General features: G+C 64.9%; 16 protein-coding genes. 8 read left to right on the top strand and 8 right to left on the bottom strand.

What is annotated here, in order from left to right:
- Positions 1–4 precede the first annotated feature (4 nt).
- The 3 genes from LGT36_RS02175 to LGT36_RS02165 all read left to right on the top strand — a co-directional run bounded on the left by LGT36_RS02175 (position 5) and on the right by LGT36_RS02165 (position 2,600).
- A complete protein-coding gene (locus tag LGT36_RS02175) occupies positions 5–559 on the top strand; it encodes an NADPH-dependent FMN reductase (protein WP_226264649.1) in 555 nt (184 codons plus the stop codon).
- A gap of 73 nt (positions 560–632) precedes the next feature.
- Positions 633–1,256 (top strand): NAD(P)H-dependent oxidoreductase, encoded by a 624-nt coding sequence (locus LGT36_RS02170; protein ID WP_226095509.1) that lies wholly within the window; start codon positions 633–635, stop codon positions 1,254–1,256.
- Between the two features lie 6 nt (positions 1,257–1,262).
- Entirely contained in the window at positions 1,263–2,600 is a 1,338-nt protein-coding gene (locus LGT36_RS02165; protein WP_226095510.1) for a deoxyribodipyrimidine photo-lyase, read from the top strand.
- Here the strand turns inward: LGT36_RS02165 and LGT36_RS02160 are convergent.
- From LGT36_RS02160 to LGT36_RS02140, 5 genes are all read right to left on the bottom strand, one after another.
- The gene (locus LGT36_RS02160; RefSeq protein ID WP_226095511.1) at positions 2,597–3,547 is read right to left on the bottom strand and encodes a 2-hydroxyacid dehydrogenase; all 951 of its coding nucleotides are present in this window, start codon (positions 3,545–3,547) and stop codon (positions 2,597–2,599) included. The two genes, LGT36_RS02165 and LGT36_RS02160, sit on opposite strands and share 4 nt — an antisense overlap.
- A gap of 159 nt (positions 3,548–3,706) precedes the next feature.
- The gene (locus LGT36_RS02155) at positions 3,707–5,974 is read right to left on the bottom strand and encodes a glycoside hydrolase family 3 N-terminal domain-containing protein (RefSeq protein WP_226095512.1); all 2,268 of its coding nucleotides are present in this window, start codon (positions 5,972–5,974) and stop codon (positions 3,707–3,709) included.
- Between the two features lie 4 nt (positions 5,975–5,978).
- A complete protein-coding gene (locus LGT36_RS02150) occupies positions 5,979–6,851 on the bottom strand; it encodes a carbohydrate ABC transporter permease (protein ID WP_226095513.1) in 873 nt (290 codons plus the stop codon).
- On the bottom strand, positions 6,848–7,858 hold the full coding sequence (locus LGT36_RS02145) for a carbohydrate ABC transporter permease (protein ID WP_226095514.1): 1,011 nt from the start codon (positions 7,856–7,858) through the stop codon (positions 6,848–6,850). Before LGT36_RS02145 ends, LGT36_RS02150 begins: the two co-directional genes overlap by 4 nt.
- 39 nt (positions 7,859–7,897) lie before the next feature.
- A complete protein-coding gene (locus tag LGT36_RS02140) occupies positions 7,898–9,214 on the bottom strand; it encodes an ABC transporter substrate-binding protein (protein WP_226095515.1) in 1,317 nt (438 codons plus the stop codon).
- 126 nt (positions 9,215–9,340) lie between these two features.
- Here LGT36_RS02140 and LGT36_RS02135 point away from each other — a divergent pair, with 126 nt between their 5' ends.
- Positions 9,341–10,339 carry a LacI family DNA-binding transcriptional regulator gene (locus tag LGT36_RS02135; RefSeq protein ID WP_226095516.1) on the top strand — a complete coding sequence of 333 codons (999 nt, stop codon included), beginning with the start codon at positions 9,341–9,343 and terminating at the stop codon, positions 10,337–10,339.
- 109 nt (positions 10,340–10,448) lie between these two features.
- Here the strand turns inward: LGT36_RS02135 and xylB are convergent, their stop codons facing one another.
- Both xylB and xylA read right to left on the bottom strand, forming a co-directional pair.
- Positions 10,449–11,870, bottom strand: coding sequence for a xylulokinase (gene xylB, locus LGT36_RS02130; protein ID WP_226095260.1), 1,422 nt, complete (start codon positions 11,868–11,870; stop codon positions 10,449–10,451).
- 93 nt (positions 11,871–11,963) lie between these two features.
- The gene (gene xylA, locus LGT36_RS02125) at positions 11,964–13,157 is read right to left on the bottom strand and encodes a xylose isomerase (RefSeq protein ID WP_226095265.1); all 1,194 of its coding nucleotides are present in this window, start codon (positions 13,155–13,157) and stop codon (positions 11,964–11,966) included.
- A gap of 445 nt (positions 13,158–13,602) precedes the next feature.
- On the opposite strand from xylA, the gene chvE reads away from it, so the two are divergent.
- The 4 genes from chvE to LGT36_RS02105 all read left to right on the top strand — a co-directional run bounded on the left by chvE (position 13,603) and on the right by LGT36_RS02105 (position 18,841).
- Positions 13,603–14,736 (top strand): multiple monosaccharide ABC transporter substrate-binding protein, encoded by a 1,134-nt coding sequence (gene chvE, locus LGT36_RS02120; RefSeq protein WP_226095261.1) that lies wholly within the window; start codon positions 13,603–13,605, stop codon positions 14,734–14,736.
- Between the two features lie 79 nt (positions 14,737–14,815).
- Positions 14,816–16,345, top strand: coding sequence for a multiple monosaccharide ABC transporter ATP-binding protein (gene mmsA / locus LGT36_RS02115; RefSeq protein WP_226095262.1), 1,530 nt, complete (start codon positions 14,816–14,818; stop codon positions 16,343–16,345).
- 2 nt (positions 16,346–16,347) lie between these two features.
- Positions 16,348–17,550, top strand: coding sequence for a multiple monosaccharide ABC transporter permease (mmsB, locus tag LGT36_RS02110; RefSeq protein WP_226095263.1), 1,203 nt, complete (start codon positions 16,348–16,350; stop codon positions 17,548–17,550).
- A gap of 4 nt (positions 17,551–17,554) precedes the next feature.
- Positions 17,555–18,841 (top strand): ROK family protein, encoded by a 1,287-nt coding sequence (locus LGT36_RS02105; protein WP_370634320.1) that lies wholly within the window; start codon positions 17,555–17,557, stop codon positions 18,839–18,841.
- On the opposite strand, the gene LGT36_RS02100 is transcribed toward LGT36_RS02105, so the two are convergent.
- Positions 18,812–20,986: a heavy metal translocating P-type ATPase gene (locus LGT36_RS02100; protein ID WP_226094874.1), complete on the bottom strand. Its 2,175-nt coding sequence runs from the start codon at positions 20,984–20,986 to the stop codon at positions 18,812–18,814. The genes LGT36_RS02105 and LGT36_RS02100 overlap by 30 nt on opposite strands.
- Positions 20,987–21,004: the final 18 nt, after the last annotated feature.

Here is a 21,004-nt window from a genome sequence, read left to right as displayed (position 1 = left end):
ACTCATGCGTCTCGGCTACATCGTCGGATCACTGTCCAGCACGTCCATCAACCGCAAGGTCGCCAACGCGCTCGTCGCCTTCGCGCCAGAAGGCGTCGAACTCGTCGAACTCGACTACACCGAGTTGCCGGTCTACAGCCCCGACGCCGACAGCGACTACCCCCAGGCCGCCCTCGACTGGAAGTCCTCCATCGAAGGCGTCGACGGCATCATCATCGTGACGCCCGAGTACTTGCGCTCCGTCCCCGGCGCCCTGAAGAACGCGATCGACTGGGCCTCACGCCCCTGGGGCACCAACTCCTTCAACGGCAAGCCTGTGGCCATCGCCGGCGCTTCCATCGGCTCCATCGGCACCGCCGCCGCGCAGCAGCACCTGCGCGCAGTGCTCGGCCACCTCAACGCGCCCACGCTCGGCCAGCCTGAGGTGTTCTTGCAGTACCGCGCAGACGCCTGGGACGCAGAGGGCGCCCTCATCGACGAGCAGACCGCCGCGATGCTGCAGGGATTCCTCGCCGCAGCCATCGCACACGTCGAGCGCTACGCAGCGGTTACTGCCTAGGCTCGGGAATCGCACGGCCCCTCCTCGCGGTTCAGGTGATGTGATCACTGACATGCCTGAACGAGGAGGGTCTATGCGGGTGGGATTGATGATGGGTGCGCTTGGTGGTGCCGACCTCAACGGCCACATGCTGGGTGCCTTACGGCGGCATTTTGGGGACGACGCGCTGGTCGACCATCTGCGTATTGGGTCGTTGCCGCCCTATGCGCCGAGCGCCCCATTGACAACGGACGTCAAGGATTTTCGCTCACGGGCCGCTGAATGCGACGCGATCGTCATTCTCGCTGCCCAGCACCTGAACGGCGTCACGGGCTCGCTCAAGAACGCACTCGACTGGTTGGGATGCGGGACGAGCGCGATCGAGTCCACGCCTGTGGTGGTCGCTGGAATCGCCACCGACCGTTCATCGACGTTCGCCGCCGTTCAGCAGGTGAAGTCCGCACTCGCCGCTCTCGGGTCGCTCGTGATGCGACAGCCGGAGTACTTCTTTGAAGTGACGGACGACGCGTTCAACGACCACCACGTCATCACAAACGTGACCCTTGCCGACGAGGTCGCCGAGTTCACGGGCGCCACTTTGGGATTCTTCGCCCACGAGTTGCGCGTGTTGACTGGCGCGACGTCCTCACTGTCGACGTCATCCGTGTCGGGTGGAGCCTTGACGACCGTCGCGAATCCGGCGCGAAAGCAGACTTAAGAGTCAATGGCCTCTCTGTGGTGGATCAGGCGCGATGCGCGGCTCGCCGACAACCCCGCCCTTCTCGAGGCGCAGGCCGACGGCCCGGCCGCCGCTGTCTTCCCGTGGTCCCCTAGGCTGCGGCTGTGGTCGGGCAGGCGCCGCGCGTACCTCGCCCGGTCGTTGTGGAGCCTGCGGCAGGACACCTACGGCGCCGTCGCCGTTCGCTACGGCAACCCGGCCGACGTCGTCCTCGCCGCCGCGCGGGAAGCTGGGGCGAGCGTCGTCTGGGCACAACGCGAGCACTCGCCCAGCGGGTTGCGCGAGCAAGACGAGGTCAGCCGCGCGCTCGCGGCCGACGACAGGGAACTTCGCCTCGAAGGCTCGCCTTACGCCGTCGCGCCAGGGCGCGTGCGGAAGGCCGATGGAACGCCGTACCAGGTGTTCACACCGTTCTCGAGGGCGTGGAGGGAGCATGGGTGGCCGCGCCCTGCCACAGCGGCCGACGCTCGCGGCTTCGCTCACCTCCCCTCTGACATCGACCTCGATCAGGACGCGGCTTTGGGCGACATCCAGGACCCGCTCGGCCTTCCGCCGCCCTTCACGGAGTCCGCGTGGCGCGACAGGCTCGACGCCTTCGTTGGCGACGCTCTCGCCGACTACGCCGAGGCCCGCGACCTGCCAGCCGTGGACGCCACCTCCCGCATGAGCATCCCGCTCGCGTATGGGCAGATCCATCCGCGCACCCTCCTTGCGGCAGCGGCCGACGCGGGTGCCGCCGATGGTTCGTTTGCCAAAGGAGCCGCGGTCTTCGCCTCAGAGGTCGCGTGGCGCGAGTTCCACGCCGACGTCTTGTTCCACCACCCGCAGGCCTTGCGTTCGGCTCTGAAGCCGGTGATCCCCGACGACGCGTGGGCTACCGGACAGGAGGCAAACGCCGCCTTCGCCGCATGGACACGAGGCGAGACGGGCTTTCCCCTGGTCGACGCAGGGATGCGCGAACTCGCCGCCACCGGCACGATGCACAACCGGGTGCGCATGGTGGTCGCCAGCTTCCTCATCAAGGATCTGCACGTGCCGTGGCAGCGCGGTACCGAGCACTTCAGGCGCATGCTTCTCGATTACGACCACGCGCAAAACCAGCTCAACTGGCAGTGGGTCGCCGGAACAGGGCGGGACGCCGCGCCCTACTTCAGGGTATTCAACCCCGACTCTCAGCTCGCGAAGTTCGACCCCGCTGGTGAGTACGCTCGTCGCTGGCTGCCGGATCTCGACACCCCCGCGTACCCCTCACGCATCGTCGACCACAAAGTGGAACGCGAAGTCGCGTTGGCAGACTTTCAGCGCGGCAAAGCGAGCGGCTAGGCGGGAAACGAACCCATCGCGACGAAGTTCACGGGATCGTCTCCTCGCCTGCGTGCGTCGATCTGGAGCCTGACCAAGTCGGTGAAACGCCGGTTGGTGAGCACCTCGACCCCGGCCACGTGCGGCACCACGATGCACTGAGGTGCCGACCACAAGGGGTGCCCGGTCGGCAACGGCTCGGGGTCCGTCACGTCAAGCGCCGCGAAGAGCCGGCGCGAACGCAGTTCCTCGAGGAGGGCGTCGGTGTCCACCACCTTGCCCCTTCCCACGTTGATCAGAAGCGCGCCGTCGGGCATGGCGGCCAGGAACTCGGCATCGACAAGCTGGTCCGTCTGGTCCGTATGTGGAGTCACGATGACGACGATGTCGAAGTGAGGAAGCAACTCAGGCAGGTCCTCCACCGCGTGGACGGCGGTCCCGTCTCGCGCCGTGCGCGCCGAGCGTGCCACGCCTTCGACATGAACTTCGCTCGCCCGCAATCGGACGCCGATCGCCTCACCGATGCTGCCGTAGCCGACCACGAGTGCCCGCGAGTCCGCGAGGCTGCGAGAGTCGAACTCTGGCTCCCACGTCTCGCGGCGTTGGGCGTCGAGGAACCGTGGCAGTAGTCGCCTGCTGGCCAGAGCGAGAGCGAGGGTCATCTCGGCAACCCGAGAGTCATGCACTCCTCGCGCGTTCGCGAGCGAGACACCGTCAGGAACAAAAGGCAAAGCGTGCTCGAAACCCGCCGAGGGTATCTGGATCACCTTCAAGTGGCCGCACGTCGCGAGGCGACCGTAGACGGTGCGCCCGCCGGTGTCGTGGGCCAGGCACGCGATCGTGATGCGATCGCGCTCATCCTCCGGCGGATCGGAGGCCGCGGGGTCCCACACGACGATCCTGGCGTCGTCGCCTACTGGCCCAAGGGCGTCGGCGATGGCCTGTTCGGGAACGGAGACGGTGATCATTCCGCCAGTCTTTCATCGATCGATAGCGATGCGGCAAGGCCGACCCTCAGCGCGCCCATCAGGGCCGTCAGGCCCGGACCCGCCGCACGCCCCCGCGAGCGACAGTGGCGGCCGGTGCGTCGTCGCCGCCTGAATGACGCACACCGGCCGCCGCTGCCACTACGACTGAGTTGTCGCCTTGGTGAGGCGCGGGGACTCGTTCGTGATCGGGAAGCTGTCCCCTGTCAGTTCGACCGATGCCTCGGCCTCCCTGTGAGCGGAATCCCCGACCCAGAGAGTCACCTCCCCAGGCTCTACCACGCGAGTCATGGTGCGATCCGTGAAGGCGACGCGAGTAGTTGGCACCTCGAAGGCGACCTTCGCGCTGGCCCCCGGCTCCAGATAGACCCGCTTGAAGCCCACCAGTTGCGCGACCGGACGAGTCACGGACCCCACCACATCGTGTGCATACAGCTGGACGATGTGCCCGCCCGCGCTCTCACCGGTGTTCTTGACCGTGACGGAAGCCGTCATGGTTCCGCTCGTGGGCACGTGCGCTGCGGCCTCGAACGCTTCGTAAGCGAACGTCGAGTACGACAGGCCATGCCCGAAGACGGCCGCGGGGCTGGGATCAAGGTTGGTGACCTCTGTGCCGCTTCCCAACTTGGGGTGTAGGTAGGTGTACGGCTGAGTACCTGAGGACCGCGGCAGGCTCACGGGCAGGCGCCCTGACGGGTTGACCCGCCCTGACAGCACGCCCGCGATGGCGGAGGCCCCCTCCTCGCCGGGGAAGAACGCCTGTACCACTGCGGCGCACTTCTCCGTCGCCCACGCCACCGCGTACGGGCGCCCGGTCATGAGCACCAGCACCACAGGGGTGCCGGTCGCGATGACGGCCTCGACCAACTGGCGCTGCACACCAGGAAGCTCGAGGTCATCGCGATCACAACCCTCGCCCACTGTGCCCCTGCCAAAGAGTCCAGCGTTGTCGCCAACGACCAGCACGGCAATCTCGGCATCGGTGGCTGCGCCCACCGCCGCTTCGAAGCCGGACGTGTCGTCATCATCGATAGCGCAACCTTGAACGAATTCGACGTCGCGGAACTCTTGCTTCAGGCCGACCACGGCGGGCTCGGCAACGAAACCGAGATCCACCCCTGGACGCAGCGCGAGCACGTGGTTGGCAAAGGAGTAGCAACCGAAGAGCGCCTGGAAACGGTCCGCGTTGGGGCCGATCACGGCGATCCTCGACTCTGGGGCGATCGGCAAGGTGCCATCGTTCGACACAAGCACGATCGACTCTTCGGCCAAGGTTCGAGCCACCTCACGGTGCTCGGGGCCGTCGAGCACCACGTCGCGGGGCGGCTCGCCGGAGAAGTCCTCGTCAAGCAGGCCGAGTTCTTCCTTCTGAGCGAGCGCACGGTACAGCGCTCGGTCCACGAGCGCGATGTCGACGTCGCCAGCCTCGATCGCTGCCTTGAGGGGCGCCATGTAGGCATCCCCTGTCGGGAGTTCGACGTCAACGCCTGCAATGAGTGCCTGCCGCGCGGCGTCGGCCATGTCTGGCGCCACGTGATGAAGGTGCGTCAAGAATGCGACGCCAAAGTAGTCGGCGACCACCACGCCATCAAAGCCCCACTGGTCCCGGAGCACTCCGGTGAGCAACTCGGGGTTGGCGGCCACCGGCACACCGTCGATCTCCGCGTACGAGTGCATGACCGACCGCGCATTGCCGTCAAGGATCGCCATCTCAAACGGGATCAACAGCTGGTCAGCGAGCTCACGAGGTCCCGCAGAGACCGGCGCAAAGTTGCGGCCGGCCTTGGAGGCCGAGTAACCCACAAAGTGCTTGAGGGTCGCGTGCACGCCAGCGGACTGGACGCCTTGAACGTAAGCGGTGCCGATCGCACCCACCAGGTACGGGTCCTCGCTGATGCACTCCTCGACACGGCCCCAACGCGGGTCCTTGACAACGTCGAGCACCGGAGCGAGCCCTTGGTGGATGCCGAGTTCGCGCATCGAGGTGCCGATGAGGGTGCCCATGCGCTCCACCAACTCGGGATCGCCAGCGGCGCCCCACGCGAGAGGCGTGGGGAACGTCGCTGACTTCCAGACCGATAGGCCCGTGAGGATCTCCTCGTGGACCAAGGCGGGAATGCCGAGCCTGGTGTTGTTCACCAACTGACGCTGGCGAGACCACAGATACTCGGCGCGCTCGTTGAGGTCGACAGGGTTGGTGCCATACACGCGAGTCAAGTGTCCAAGGCCAGACTCCATCGCCTGGTCTAGCTTGCCCATGGAGGCCAACTCGCCCTGCATAGGAGCAACAGAGTCGCCCTCTTCTCCCTCCCAGAAGCCGACGATTTGCGCCAGCTTCTCGTCAAGAGTCATCCGAGCAATGAGGTCAGTGACCCGCGCGCTCGTTGGCGCGGGCTCCGGTGCCGCCATGCCGCTAGCCCTTGACCGCGCCTGAGAGGCCCGAGACGATCTTGCGCTCCATCATGGTGAAGAACAGGATGGCTGGGAGCATCGCGAGCGACAGGAACGCCAGAATCAGCGCCGTGTCTTGAGAGTGGTCCGACTGGAAGCGCGCCACACCCAACGGCAAGGTGGTCCAGTCAGAACCCTGCACCACGAGCAACGGCAACAGGTATGCGTTCCAGCTACCCACGAACGCCAAGACGCCCACTGTCACGAGAGCCGGGGTGGTGAGCCTCAGCAGGATCTTGAAGAAGAATTGCACCCGCCCGGCGCCGTCGATCGCGGCGGCCTCTTCGAGCTCGCGCGGGATAGCCTGCACGAACGGTCGCAAGATGACGATGGTGACAGGCAGCTGGAAGGCAACCTGTGGAAGCACGAGGCCCCATGGCGTGCCAGGGAGCTTCAGTTCCAAGAGGATCAGGTACAAAGGCAACGCCGCCACCGTGATCGGGAACAGGAGCCCCGCGGTGAAGTACGTGTAGAGACCCTCCCTGCCAGGGAACTTGTACCTGGCCAACGGGTAGGCAGCCATGACTCCTAGGAACACGACGCCAATGGTGGTCGCGAGCGCGATGATCGTCGAGGCGAACATCATCTGCCAGAACGCGCTGTCTCCCAAGACCTGGCTGTAGTTGGACCACACGAACGGGTCAGGCAGGCCTGCGGGTGAAGCGGACAGCTGGCCGTTCGTCCTGAAGGCGGAGTACATGATGTACAGCACGGGGACGATCGAGAACCCTGCGGCAAGGATCGCCACAAAGTAGGCGGCCGCACCGACGTCACTGAGCTTCTTCTTGCGCCCTGGAGCGGATCCCGACTCCGTGCGCGTGTCGATGGCGGTCATACTGCGCCCTTCTCTGCTGTCTCGTTATCGCGTCGCATCACAAACCGCATGAACAACAGTGCGGCGGTCAGCGAGATGGCGAACAGGATCACGGCGGCAGCGGTGGCGTAGCCGTACTGCCGGCCGGTGACGGCTCTGTCGATCACGAACATCGCCATCGTGAAGGTGGTATCAAACGGGGCTCCGTTGTTCGTCAAGAGCCTGGCCATATCGAAGAGCTGGATCGAGCCGATGATCGACAAGAACATCCAGACCCTAATGGTGGGGCCTAGCAGCGGGATCGTGATGCGTCGCTGGACCTGCCACCACGAGGCGCCGTCAATCTGCGCTGCCTCGAGCAGGTCTTCCGGCACGCCTTGAAGGCCTGCGAGGAAGAGGATGATCGCGAGGCCGACGTACTTCCACGTCAGCACGAAGATCATGACCCACATGACGAGCTTCTGGTCGGAGAGCCAGCCGATAGCGTCGGCAGGCGTATCGAAAATGCCCCACTGGATCATCAGCGAGTTGAGGATGCCGCGTTGGTCGAGGATCAGGCGCCACATGGCACCAGCGACGACCTCTGACAGGACGTACGGCACGAAGATCATGGTGCGGAATCCCGCACGGAACCGCAGTTTACGGTTCATCAGCAAGGCGATTCCAAGGGCGAACGGGCCCTGAATCACGAGGGACATCACGACGATGAAGGCGTTGTTCTTCATCGAACTGATGAAGACACCGTCGTCAAGGACCCTGGTGTAGTTGTCGAAGCCGACAAAATTCCCTAGGTCACCGCCTCCGTCCCAATTGAAGAAGCTGACGTAGCCGGCAAGCACGACCGGCAAGATGACGAAGGCGGAGAACACCAGCAGTGCTGGACCCACGAAGATTGCGATCTCGCCCCAGTGACGGGGCCGACGCTTCTGAGAGGTCTTTGCGCTGGCAGGCCGCGACCCCGCCGACGGCGCTTGCGCGCCGCCGACGAGGTCGGTGTCCCCGCCCGAGGCTTCCCGACTAACAGTCACGGGGATGCCTTCCTTTCGGATAAGGGGCTAGTGGATGGACTACTGACCTGCTGCAGCCGTCATGGCGGCAGGGATGTCAGCAGGAGCTGCGTTGCCAGCGAAGAGCTGGATGATGGCGTCGTTCATGGCTGCTCCAACGGTAGGACCGTAAGAGGTGTCGAGCCACAACTGGAGGTAGTCGGACTCGGCCATGTATTCGGCCTGAACCTGAAGGTTCGGGTCGGTGATGCCGGAGTGTGCAGCAGGAGCTGCTGGGATACCGCCGACCTCGGACGCGAAGCGCGTCAGAACGTCGTCGCTCGTGATGTACTTCAGCAGATCGACGCAAGCGTCGGGAGCATCCACGTAGCACGAGTAACCGTCGCCACCACCGAGCATCGCGGTCGGGTCACCCTGAGAGCCCTCGATCGAGGGGAAGGGGAACCACGACAGGTCAGCGACAAGCGCCTCGGTGTCGTCGACCAGACCGGTCATGACCGACACGTTCCACTGACCCATGAGTTCCATCGCAGCGTTGCCGTTAGCCACGAGACCAGCGGACGACGTAGCGCCCTGCTGAGCCGAGGTTGCGGCGTAGCCCGAGTTGAAGGGCTCCGTGTCGATGAACTCCTGCAGCTTCTCACCGGCAGTGACAAAGCACTCGTCGGAGAAGTCGAGCGTGGAGTTCGCCGCCTGCAGCACGTCTGACGGGCAGCTCTGGAGTGCGAAGTTGTACCACCAGTGAGCGGCGGGCCAGCCGTCGGCAGCACCCACGGCGATCGGCTCAATGCCGGCGTCCTTGAGCTTCTGCACGGCGTCACTGAGCTCGTCGAGCGTGGAGGGAACCTCGTCAATGCCTGCCGCCTCGAAAAGCGACGGGCGGTACCAGATGCCTTCTGGGCCGAACTGGTAAGGCAGACCGTAGGTCTTGCCGTCTACCTGCCAGGGAGCAACAGAGCCACCCAAGCGCTCGACGTCGTCTGCCACCATGGCCGAGATGTCCTTGAGGTAGCCGTCGTTGACCTGAGCAACCATCTCGCCGCCGCCCCACTGCTGGAACAGGTCGGGAGCCTCGCCGGACTGGAGGGCCACAGGAATGCGCGTGCGCTGCAGGTCCTCGTTCTGAATGCCTTCAACCTCAACGGTGACGTTGGGGTTTGCTGCCTCAAACTCGTCAGCGACGGTCTGCCAGAAGGTCAGTGCCGGGTCAGCGGTGGCGTTGTGCCACCACGTGATGGTCACTGGCTCGTCTGAACCGTTTGCCGTGCCTGAGTTGGTTGGTGCCGGGTCGTCACCTCCGCTGCTGCACGCAGCGAGGAGGAGTGCGGACGAAGCGGCCAATGCCGCGATGACGCCTGAGCGTCGCATGTTCGCCATTCTGATTCCTTTCAGTCGTCTTTGACCATGCCGAACGTCATCACTCTGGCAGGACGGCTTCGGCGATGTCAAACCTTATCGATAACGTTTTCGCAACAAAGTCATCTGCGGTGTAGCATTCCCAGCATGGAAGCCGTTGGACGGGTCAAGCTCGCGGATGTTGCCGCGCAAGCAGGAGTGTCGGTAGCGACGGTTTCGAAGGTCGTCAACGGCCGATATGGCGTCGCCAAGGACACGATTGCCCTGGTACAGGGGGTTATTGACGATCTCGGCTACGTGGGCAACCTTGGCGCTTCAGGGCTCCGAAGTTCGCGCACCAATGTGGTGGGGATCTTGGTCGCCGATTTCGAGCCGTACTCCGCCGAACTGATCAAGGGAGCGGCAAAGGCCACCCGCAACACCCAGTACGACGTGCTCTCCTACGCCGGCGGAGAGGCTCCCGCATGGGAACGTCGCTCGCTCGCGCGCCTTGGCGGCACGCTCATGGACGGTGCCGTGGTGGTGACCCCCACGTCGCTCGATTCGGCGATTTCCGTGCCAGTCGTGGCCGTCGACCCCCATTACGGACCGAACTGGCTTCCGACGATCGATAGCGACGGCTTTGGCGGTGCCAAATCGGCCGCAAACCACTTGCTCGAGTTGGGCCACCGTCGTATCGCCTTCCTTGGCGGGCGCCAAGAGCTGGACTCTTCCCAGCTGCGCGAGTCGGGATTCAGGGAGGCGATGCGCCTCGCCGGAGTGCCCATCGTCGACGAGTTGGTCCGCTACTCCCGTTATGACCCCGACATCGCTCAAGACGTTGCCGACGCCTTCCTCGCCCTCCCCGAGCCGCCGACCGCCATCATCGCGGCAAACGACGTCACGGCGATGAGTGCCATGGCCGCCGCCAGGGCAAGGGGCCTCCGCGTGCCTGAGGACGTCTCGATAGTTGGCTTTGACGACATCCCTGACGCCTCCCTGTGCGATCCGCCCCTGACGACCGTCCGGCAGCCGCTCCAAGCCATGGGCGAGGCGGCCATGACGATGCTGCTCGCCATCCTCGATGGACGCGAACACGAGCAGCACATTCGGATGGACACCGAGTTCATCGTGCGCGCAAGTACCGCTCCCCCGCGCGCCTCTTAAGCGCTACGTCCGGGGGCGCTCGGTACGTGCCGTGCACGCCCATGCGCAACAACGGCGGCCCCACTCCGTCAAGGAGTAGAGCCGCCGTCTGCGAGATATCAGCGAGCGCCTATGAGTACAACTGACCCGTGGCGGCCGCGTACTGTTCCCGCACCTGCGGTTGCGGGTCTGGGTCGATGTGGGTGTCCATCTTGACAGACCACGCAGGACGCTCACCCGTGAGCGACCATGCGGCCTGCACCGTGGCGCCCATTGCGACGTACTCCCCCGGCTTGGGGATGTCGATCGGCAGCCCGAAGACCTGCGCCGCAGCGCGACCCACGGCCGGATTGAAGGCAGCGCCGCCCACCAGCAGTACGCGCTTGGCGTCGAGTCCATGCGCGCGCACAGCGTCGACACCGTCGGCAAGTCCACACAACATGCCTTCGACGTGGGCCCTCGCAATGTTGGCTCGCGTTGAGGAGGCGAGCGTCATGCCAAGCAGGCTCGCGGTGGCATCCGGGCGGTTCGGGGTGCGTTCACCCTCGAAATAGGGCACCAAGACGACGCCGCCGGCGCCCGGCTCTGCCGACAGTGCGAGCTCGGCCAGACCATCGAAGTCCACGTCGAGAACGCGAGTAGCGGAATCGAGCACTCTGGCCGCGTTGAGCGTCGCCACCAGCGGGAGGTACTGCCCCGCGGCGTCGGCAAAGCCTGCAATGGTGCCCGTCGCGTCGGTGACCGGCGCGGGAGTGACCGCGAAAACCGTTCCAGACGTGCCAAGCGAGACGACGACGTCGCCCTCTCCCGCACCAAGACCAAGACCAGCGCCTGCGTTGTCTCCAGCTCCAGGGCCGACGACGATGTCAGTAGGCCCGTTGTATCCGACGGTGCCCGCCTTGCCATCGGGAGCGATCACGGTGGGGACGATGGCGTCGTGACCGAGCGCCGCGATGAGGAGGTCGCGGTCGTACTCCCCTGTGGCAGGGCTCCAGTAGCCCGTACCCGAGGCGTCCGAGCGGTCGGTCGTCAGCGCCTCAAGACGCGGCCCCAACGGCGAGGAGCCCTCCGGCCCAAATCCCATGAGGCGCCACGTCAACCAGTCGTGAGGAAGAGCGACGGCCGCCACCTTTGCGGCATTCTCTGGTTCTGCGTCGCGCAGCCAGCGCAGCTTCGTGGACGTGAACGACGCCACGGGCACCAGTCCGGTGCGGCGCACCAGTTCGTCGGCGCCAAACTCAGCAATAAGGTCTTTGGCCGCCTGCGCGGAACGCGTGTCGTTCCACAACAGCGCCTCGCGCACCACCTCGCCATTGATGTCCAGCGCGACCATGCCGTGCTGTTGACCGCCGACGCTGATGGCGGCGACGTCGCCCAGCCCTCCGGCCTCGTCGATCGCCGCGAGCAGCGCTGTCCACCAGTGGTCGGGGTGGACGGCCGTGCCGTCAGGGTGCGAGGCGCGGCCCGTGCGGACCACCTCGCCTGTCGCGAGGTCGCGCATGACGACCTTGCAGCTTTGCGTGGACGAGTCGACTCCTGCGACGAGCGTCATTGCTGTCTCCTTGGGGTTCCGTTTGGGTGGTGACGTGAGTCCGGCCCGCCGCCAACGCGTGAAGCCTTGGTCGGCGGGCCGGAGTGTCAGGTGTTAGCCGCGAGCGCCCATCAGGTGCTCTGCCGCCAGCTGCTGCAACTGCACGAAGCCGAAGCCCTTGCCGTCGTAGTAGGAGTCGGCGTCGAACGTCTCGTAGACGCTCGTGTCGGCCAGCAGGTCGGCGACGGTTTCGCCCTCACCAAGAGTGGTCTGGGCGAGCTGGTCCTGCTTGGTCGCCTTGATGGCTTCCTGGACCTCTGGGTCGGCCCGGAAGGCCTGCGCGCGCTCCTTGAGGAGAAGGTACATGCGCATGTTGGCCTTGGCGGAGGCCCACACACCGTCAATGTCTTCAGTACGTGACGGCTTGTAGTCGAAGTGACGGGGGCCGGTGTAGGCCTTGCCGCCGTTCGGGCCACCGTTTTCGAGCAGGTCGACCAAGGAGAACGCGTTGTAGAGGTCGCCGTGACCAAACACGAGGTCCTGGTCGTACTTGATGCCACGCTGGCCGTTGAGGTCGATGTGGAACAACTTGCCGTGGTCGAGCGCCTGAGCGATACCTGCGGTGAAGTTGAGTCCTGCCATCTGCTCGTGGCCGACCTCGGGGTTGAGGCCGACGAGCTCAGGGTGGTCGAGCGTGTTGATGAACGCCATGGCGTGGCCGACGGTGGGCAACAGGATGTCGCCGCGTGGCTCGTTCGGCTTGGGCTCGATCGCGAACTTGATGTCGTAGCCCTTGTCCAGCACGTACTCGCCGAACAGGTTGGCTGCCTCGCGGTAACGCTCGAGCGCGACGCGGGTGTCCTTCGAGAAGTCGTACTCGGCGCCTTCGCGGCCGCCCCACATGACAAACGTCTTCGCGCCAAGCTCTGCAGCAAGGTCGATGTTGCGCAGGATCTTGCGCAGCGTGAAGCGACGCACGTCACGGTCGTTCGAGGTGACACCGCCGTCCTTGAACACGGGGTGCGAGAACGTGTTGGTGGTGATCATCGGGATCACCATGCCGGTCTCGTCGCAAGCCTTCTTGAGGGCGTCGATCGCGGCACGACGGTCAGCGTCGGAGCTGCCGAACGGGAAAAGGTCGTCGTCGTGGAAGGTCATTCCATACGCGCCGAGTTCCGACAGCGTGTGGATGGCCGTGACGGCGTCGAGCGGCCCGCGGGTGGCAGAACCGAAAGGATCTTGGGCGTTCCATCCGATGGTCCACAGACCAAAGGTGAACTTGTCTTCGCGCGTGGGGGTAGGCGCCATGGTGCGGGCTCCGATCATCATCGATCAATAGTTGTCAGTGCAAACTTATTGGCGGATCGATGGCTTGTCAACACATCGAACCGTTTCGAGTTGTGAACCGGATCACCTCCCGCCCGTTCGCAAGGTCACAGAGTAGTTACGATCGTGTAACGCTCGTGCCGTAGCGGTTTGTATGACCCCCACAGCGGCTATATGTTTGCGAGGTCAACTTAGTGTGACAACACCGATGCAAGAGCCTGACAAAGGAGTGAGGCGTGGACGACCTTTTCAGTGGCCAGGGTGAATACCCTGCCCTGACGCGTGCTTCGTCCGTATCTCCCCGCTCCTTGAACGGCGGCATCAGCAACTCGTTCACTCCCCACGGGAACCCTTCCAGGGTGCCCTCAGGGATGAGCTAGCGCAACCGCACAGTGCCAAACGGCACGCAAGGAAGGGAAATCTGCGCATGAAGAGAAGGAACAAGCTCGCGCTTGTCGCGGGAATCAGCGCCATGGCGCTGTCGCTCGCCGCATGTTCGTCCGACGAGGAGACTCCGGCGACGAACACTGGTGGCGACGACACTGCAGTGGCCAGCGAGGACTGCAACGTCGGCATTGCGATGCCCACGCGCTCACTCGAGCGCTGGATCAACGACGGTGAGGGCCTCAAGTCCCGCCTGGAGGCCGACGGCTGCACCGTCGACCTGCAGTACGCAGACAACGAGACCGACCAGCAGATCTCGCAGCTGCAGAACATGATCGCCAACGGATCCAACATCCTGGTGATCGCTGCCATCGACGGCACCACGCTCGGACCGGTGCTCGAGACCGCTGGCGAGGCCGGCGCAACCGTCATCGCTTACGACCGCCTCATCCTCGAGTCGGAGAACGTCGACTACTACGCCACGTTCGACAACTACTCGGTGGGTACCCTCCAGGGTCAGTTCATCGAGTCGGAGCTCGGCCTGGCCGACGGTGAGGGCCCGTACAACTTCGAGCCTTTCGCTGGTAGCCCCGACGACAACAACGCCCGGTTCTTCTTCGCCGGTGCGTGGGACGTCCTGAGCCCCTACGTTGAGAGCGGCCAACTGGTCGTTCCTTCCGGCAAGGCTCCCGCGACGGTTGACGACTGGCAGTCCATCGGAATCCTCGGTTGGGGTTCCGACGACGCTCAGGCCGAGATGGACAACCGTCTGTCGTCGTTCTACGCAGGCGGTGAGAAGGTCGACGTCGTGCTGTCGCCCAACGACTCGCTCGCACAGGGCATCTCGCAGTCGCTCCAGCTCGCTGGTTACACCGCAGATGACTTCCCGCTCCTGACCGGTCAAGACGGCGACAAGGCCTCCGTGGCGAACATCCTCAACGGTGTTCAGTCCATGACGGTCTGGAAGGACACCCGTCTGCTCGGCGAGCGCGTCGAGATGATGGTCAAGTCCATCCTCGCCGGCGAAGAGCCTGAGGTGAACGACACCGAGACGTACGACAACGGCGTCAAGGTTGTTCCTTCGTACCTCATCACCCCCGAGGTCGTCACGGCTGACACCGTTCAGTCGAAGCTGATCGACTCCGGCTTCCTCAAGGCCGAAGACGTGGGCCTGTAAGTCACCACTGGCGGTGGCGGTCGTCGTTCGCGGCGATCGCCACCGCTTCCCCACGATTGGCACTATTGGAAGGACCACTGTGTCGGATCTCATCTTGAAGATGAAGGACATCGTTAAGGAGTTCTCCGGAGTACGCGCGCTCGACGGCGTATCTCTCGATGTCCAACGCGGCGAGGTGCATGGCATCTGCGGCGAAAACGGCGCCGGAAAGTCGACGCTGATGAAGGTGCTCTCGGGTGTGTACCCGCACGGCACCTACGAGGGTCACATCGAGTTCGACGGCAAGCCCGTGGAGTTCCGCTCGATTAATGACTCCGAGCACTCTGGAATCGTCATCATCCACCAGGAGCTGGCGCTCTCCCCCTACTTGTCGATCGCAGAGAACATCTTCCTCGGCAACGAGCGCGCCTCGCGCGGCATCGTCGACTGGCACGAGACCAACGCGCAAGCAACGCAACTCCTCGAGCGCGTCGGCCTCAAGGAAGAAGTCACCACCCAGGTGCTGCACCTCGGGGTGGGCAAGCAGCAGCTCGTGGAGATCGCCAAGGCGCTGTCGAAAGACGTCAAGCTCCTCATCCTTGATGAGCCGACCGCCGCGCTGAACGATGACGACTCTGCCCACCTGCTGGACCTCATTAGGGGCCTCAGGGACGAAGGCATCACCTGCATCATCATTTCCCACAAGCTTGCGGAGATCCGCGCGATCGCCGACACGATTACCGTCATCCGCGACGGCGAGACGGTCGACAACTTCAGCATGTCCGACAAGGACAACTCGGAGTCTCGCCTGATCAAGTCCATGGTGGGACGCCCGCTCGACAACCTGTTCCCGCCGCGCACGCCCAACATCGGCGAAGAAGTCTTCAGGGTTGAGAACTGGAACGCCTATCACCCCGTCGACACGAGCCGCAAGGTTGTCAAGGACGCGTCGTTCTACGTGCGCGCAGGCGAAGTGGTCGGCTTTGCAGGACTCATGGGTGCCGGGCGCACTGAACTCGCGATGAGTCTCTTTGGTCGCCAGTACGGCACCAAGGTCTCAGGCAAGGTGCTGCGCCGGGGCAAGGAGATCTCCACGCGCTCGGTGAACGACGCGATCGCCAACGGCGTCGCATACGTGACCGAGGACCGCAAGCGATTCGGTCTCAACCTCATCGCCACCATCGCCGCCAACATCACGGGCGCGAACATGGCTGGCGTATCGAATTACGGCGTCATCGACCTCCACGACGAGATCGCGGTCGCAGAGAAGTACCGCGACTCGCTCAGCATCAAGACGGACACCGTCACCAAGGCCGTCGGCACGCTGTCGGGCGGCAATCAGCAGAAGGTGGTGCTGTCCAAGTGGCTGAACACCACGCCGGAGGTGCTGATTCTCGACGAGCCGACTCGCGGCGTTGACGTGGGCGCGAAGTACGAGATCTACGGAATCATCAACAAGCTCGCCTCAGAGGGCAAGGCGATCGTGGTGATCTCGTCGGAGCTTCCAGAGCTCTTGGGTCTCTCTGATCGCATCTACACGATCTCAGAGGGACGCATCACAGGGGATGTGCCTCGCGAAGAGGCAACACAAGAACGACTTATGCAACTTATGACGGCGGGAGAGAAATAGAGATGTCAGAGGCATCGACAACGAACGAGACGACGAAGCGCAAGCCGTCGCTCAACATCAACGCACGCGATTACGGCCTGTTGGCCGCTCTCGCTGTGATCGTCGCCCTGTTCCAATTCTGGTTCACGGACGGCAAACTGCTCTTGCCAGCCAACTTCAACAACCTGATCAGCCAGAACGCTTACGTGGTGATCCTCGCCATCGGCATGGTGATGGTCATCATCGCCGGCCACATCGACCTCTCGGTCGGGTCGCTCGTAGCCATGATCGGCGCGGTCTCGGCGCTGGCCATCATGGAGTGGGACCAGCCCGTCTGGGTTGCGATCCTCATCTCGCTCCTGGTGGGCGCGGTTGTGGGTGCGTGGCAAGGGTTCTGGGTAGCGTTTGTGAGAGTCCCAGCGTTTATCGTGACGCTGGCAGGCATGCTCATCTACCGCGGTCTCGCCATCATCTTCCTGACTGGCGGCACCATCGGCGGTCTGCCCAACAGCTACGTCTCCATCGGTGGCCGCTGGGTTCCTGACTGGTTCGGCACCGTGAACGATCTCGACGTCTTCACGATGCTCATCGGTATCCTCGGCGCCGTCGGCTACGTGGTCTCGCAGTTTGTTTCGCGCGCCAAGCTCAACGCACGCGATCTGCCCACGGAGTCGCAGCCGGTGTTCTTCGGCAAGATGATCCTGGTCTCTGCTGCCATGCTGTACTTCGCGTACCTGCTTGCGAGCCACAACGGCACGCCGTACGTGCTGATCCTGCTGGGCGTGCTGGTGCTCACCTACTCGTTCGTGCTGAACCGCACCGTGTTCGGCCGTCACATCTACGCCATGGGTGGCAACCGCTTCGCGGCGATGATGTCCGGTGTGAAGACCAAGTGGGTCGACTTCTTCATCTTCGTGAACATCGGCACGCTTGCCGCCGTTGCGGCGATCGTGACGACGTCCCGCGCGGGTGCCGCTCAGTCAGGCGCCGGTAACTTCTACGAGTTGGATGCCATTGCCTCCGTATTCATCGGTGGCGCCGCCGTCCAGGGTGGTGTTGGCAAGATCTCCGGTGCTGTGATTGGTGCCCTTGTCATGGGCGTGCTCAACCAGGGCCTGTCCATCATGGGCGTCGACTCCGCATGGCAGCAGGTCATCAAGGGCCTCGTGTTGCTCGCTGCTGTCGCGTTCGACGTCATGAACCGTCGCCGCTCCGGCACCGCCTAAAGCAATCTGGAGGCACGACATCGTCACGGAAGCCGACCCCCTCGCGGGCTCGGGAGCATCATCAACGACGATCTCGCGCACCCTTTCGGCAGGTCGTGGTAGCCGCGTCGACGCGACGCGGCGCCACAACCTGTCGACCATCCTTACCGCCGTGCACCACCACCCTGGGATGTCCAGGGCGGAGTTGACGCGGCAGACGGGGCTCAACCGGTCGACCGTCGGCGTGCTGGTTGCCGAACTGGCCGACCTTGGCCTCGTCAGGGAGGTCGCCCCCGCAGAGCACTCCTCGCGGGGACGGCCCAGCCCACACGTCTACCCACGCACCGAGGTCACGGTCCTTGCGGTCAACCCCGACCTCGACGCCGTGACCATCGGGCTCGTCGGCTTGGGTGGCACTCTGCATCGTCGCGTGCGCCACGAATGGAAGCACGCCCCTACCGTCGATGACACCGTCGAGGTGGTCTCACGCACGTTCCGCGAGTTGTTAGCAGAGGCGGACCCCAACACTGTCGTCCTCGGAGCCGGGGTGGCCGTCCCTGGCCTCATCCGCTCAGAAGGCTCGTTCGTGGTGCGTGCGCCTCACCTCGATTGGACCGATGTGCCACTCGGGGATCTGTTCGCAGAAGCGCTTCGAGTGCCGGTGGTGATTCGCAACGACGCAAGGGTGGCCACGATCGCCGAATCGGTGTTCGGCGCCGGCCGCGGAGTGCGAGACGTGGTCTACATCAACGGCTCGCCCTCCGGTATCGGTGGCGGAGCGGTGGTCGATGGCATCACCCTGAGGGGCCACGCCGGCTTTGGCGGCGAGATGGGCCACACCACCGTCGCAGGCGGCCGCGAGCAGTGCCACTGCGGACGGAAGGGATGCCTCGAGACAGAGGTCAGCCTCGCACGGCTTCTCGCCGCGCTCGGGCGCGACAGTGTCGACCTCGTCGACCTCGATGACGAGCTGGCGAGGGCTGGCGCCGACCCCACGATCCGCGCAGAGATCCAGCGTCAGCTCGGCGTGCTTGCCGGCACCATCGGAAACGTCATCTCGATCTTCAACCCAGAGCTCGTGGTGCTAGCTGGCTTCCTTGGCTCCCTCTACGCGACGGCTCCGACGCTGCTCGACAACGCCGTGGCCAAGGACTCCTTCGCGCAGATCTGGGCGGGAACTCGGATCGAGCGGGCCCAACTGGGCGGCCGCGTGCACCTCGTTGGCGCCGCAGAACTCGCCTTCCTCCCGCTGCTGCGGGACCCGGCGTCGTTCTCCAAGATGTCAGGCGAGGGCGTCGGCCTTCTTCGGTGACGGCGCGGCCGGCTCCCGGTCAATGACGTTGTCGGGGTCGAGGTCAACCCTTCGCAGCAATTGCGCGTTGAGCGCCACGACGATGGTCGACGCACTCATGGCAAGCGCCGCAGCGGCTGGCGGCATCGTGATACCCGCCCACGAGAAGACTCCTGCGGCAACGGGCACCGCTACCGCGTTGTAGGCGGTGGCCCACACCAGGTTCTGGATCATCTTCCGATAGGTGGCATGCGACAGCGCGACCGCCGAGACGACGGCGCGCGGGTCAGACGTCGCCAGCACGACGTCGGCCGCCTCCATGGCCACGTCAGTCCCCGCGCCGATGGCCAGGCCGACGTCGGCCCTCGCCAGGGCGGGAGCGTCGTTCACGCCGTCGCCCACCATTGCGACGCTCTTGCCTTCGCGCTGCAGTTCGCCGACGACCTGGTCTTTGTCGTCGGGCTTCACCTGGGCGTAGACGCGATCGATTCCGAGCTCCCCCGCGACGGCGTCGGCGACCGCTTGGGCGTCCCCCGTGAGCAGCACCACCTCGATGCCTTCCGCCTTCAGTGCCGAGACGGCCGCGCGCGACTCTGTCCTCACGGGGTCCGAGGTGGTGAAGATCCCCGCGAGCGCACCGTCGATGACGACGTAGAGGACCGCGCCGCCCTTGTCGCTCCACTGTTGCGCGATGCGCGCCAGTTCGTCATCAACCTGTACGGCGGAGGTTTCCATCAGCGCGGGTCCGCCGACGGCGACCTTCTTGCCATCCACCTGACCCTCGACGCCGACTCCTGGCAAGGTGGTGACGTCGGCCGCTTGGCGCACGGCAACGTTCTCGCGCTCGGCCAGCGCGACTACGGCACGGCCGATCGGATGCTCGCTGTCGGTCTCGACAGCGGCGGCGAGGGACACCACCCGTTGCCGGTCTTCGCCTTGAGCCAACGCCACCTCGGTCACTTCGTGAGAGCCGTGCGTGAGCGTGCCCGTTTTGTCGAACAACACGGTGTCGATGGTGCGCATCTGCTCGAGCGAGGCCAACGACTTGATGAGCAGGCCCTGCTTCGCAGCCGTCGAGGTGGAGATCGCCACGACGAGCGGAATGGCAAGGCCAAGCGCGTGCGGGCAAGCGATGACCAGGACGGTCACCGCGCGGGTGACGCCAACCGTCGGCTCGCCTATCGCCACGTGAACCGCGAGCGTCAGGATGGCCGCGCTGAGCGCGATGTAGAACAGCCAGGCCGCAGCCCTGTCTGCGAGCCGCCGTGTCCCCGTGTGCGACTCCTGCGCATCTGCGACCATGCGCTGGATCCCCGCCAATGCGGTGTCTTCGCCCACGTCGGTGACCTCGACCCGCAAGGAGCCGTCGGTCGCAACGGTTCCTGCCACGACGTGCTCGCCCGCACGGCGCCGCACCGGCGCGGACTCGCCGGTAATCATGGACTCATCCATGCTGGCCTCGCCCGAGCGGATGTCGCCGTCTGCGGGCACGCGCCCGCCTGGACGCACCAGCACCACGTCTCCCTTGACCAGGTCGGCGATCGGGACGGTGTCAGTGCGGGGTGCGGGGTCGCCCCCACCCGTATTGGCGTCGCCGTCTGCTTCAGCGTCCACGACGCGCTCGGCCGTGTCGGGGAGCAACTCCGCAAGGGCGGCCAGCGCTCCTTGCGCCTGGCCCACAGCGCGCATCTCTTGCCAGTGCCCCAGCAACATCACCACGATGAGGCCAGCGAGCTCCCACCAAAAGTCCATCTCGCCGATGCCGAGCGTGGCCGCAGCCGACGCCGCAAAGGCCGTCACGATCGCCAGGGAGATCAGGGTCATCATCGCCGGGCTGCGCTGACTCAACTCGTCGCGCGCCATGGTCAGGAACGGCCTGCCGCCGACGATGAAGACGACGACGCCCAGCGTCGGCGGAATCCAGGCGCTACCAGGAAGGTCGTAGCCGAACCAGCCCTCGACAGAAGAGGACAGGGCGATCACCGGAACCGACAGCGCGAGCGTGATCCAGAAGAGGTGCCGGAACATCTCGGCGTGGCCGGTGTGATCCGTGTGGTGTGCGTGACCGCCGCCAGCCTCGTCGTGACTGGCGTGACCGGTCGACTCCCTGGGGCTATCGGCCCGAGCGGGGGCGTCGTGGTGGTGATTCGCCTGGTGCGAGGTCATGCGCTACCTCCTGGAGTG

The sequence above is a fragment of the Demequina sp. TMPB413 genome, assembly GCF_020447105.2.
Taxonomy (GTDB): domain Bacteria; phylum Actinomycetota; class Actinomycetes; order Actinomycetales; family Demequinaceae; genus Demequina.
This window is presented reverse-complemented; position numbering and strand designations above follow the sequence as displayed.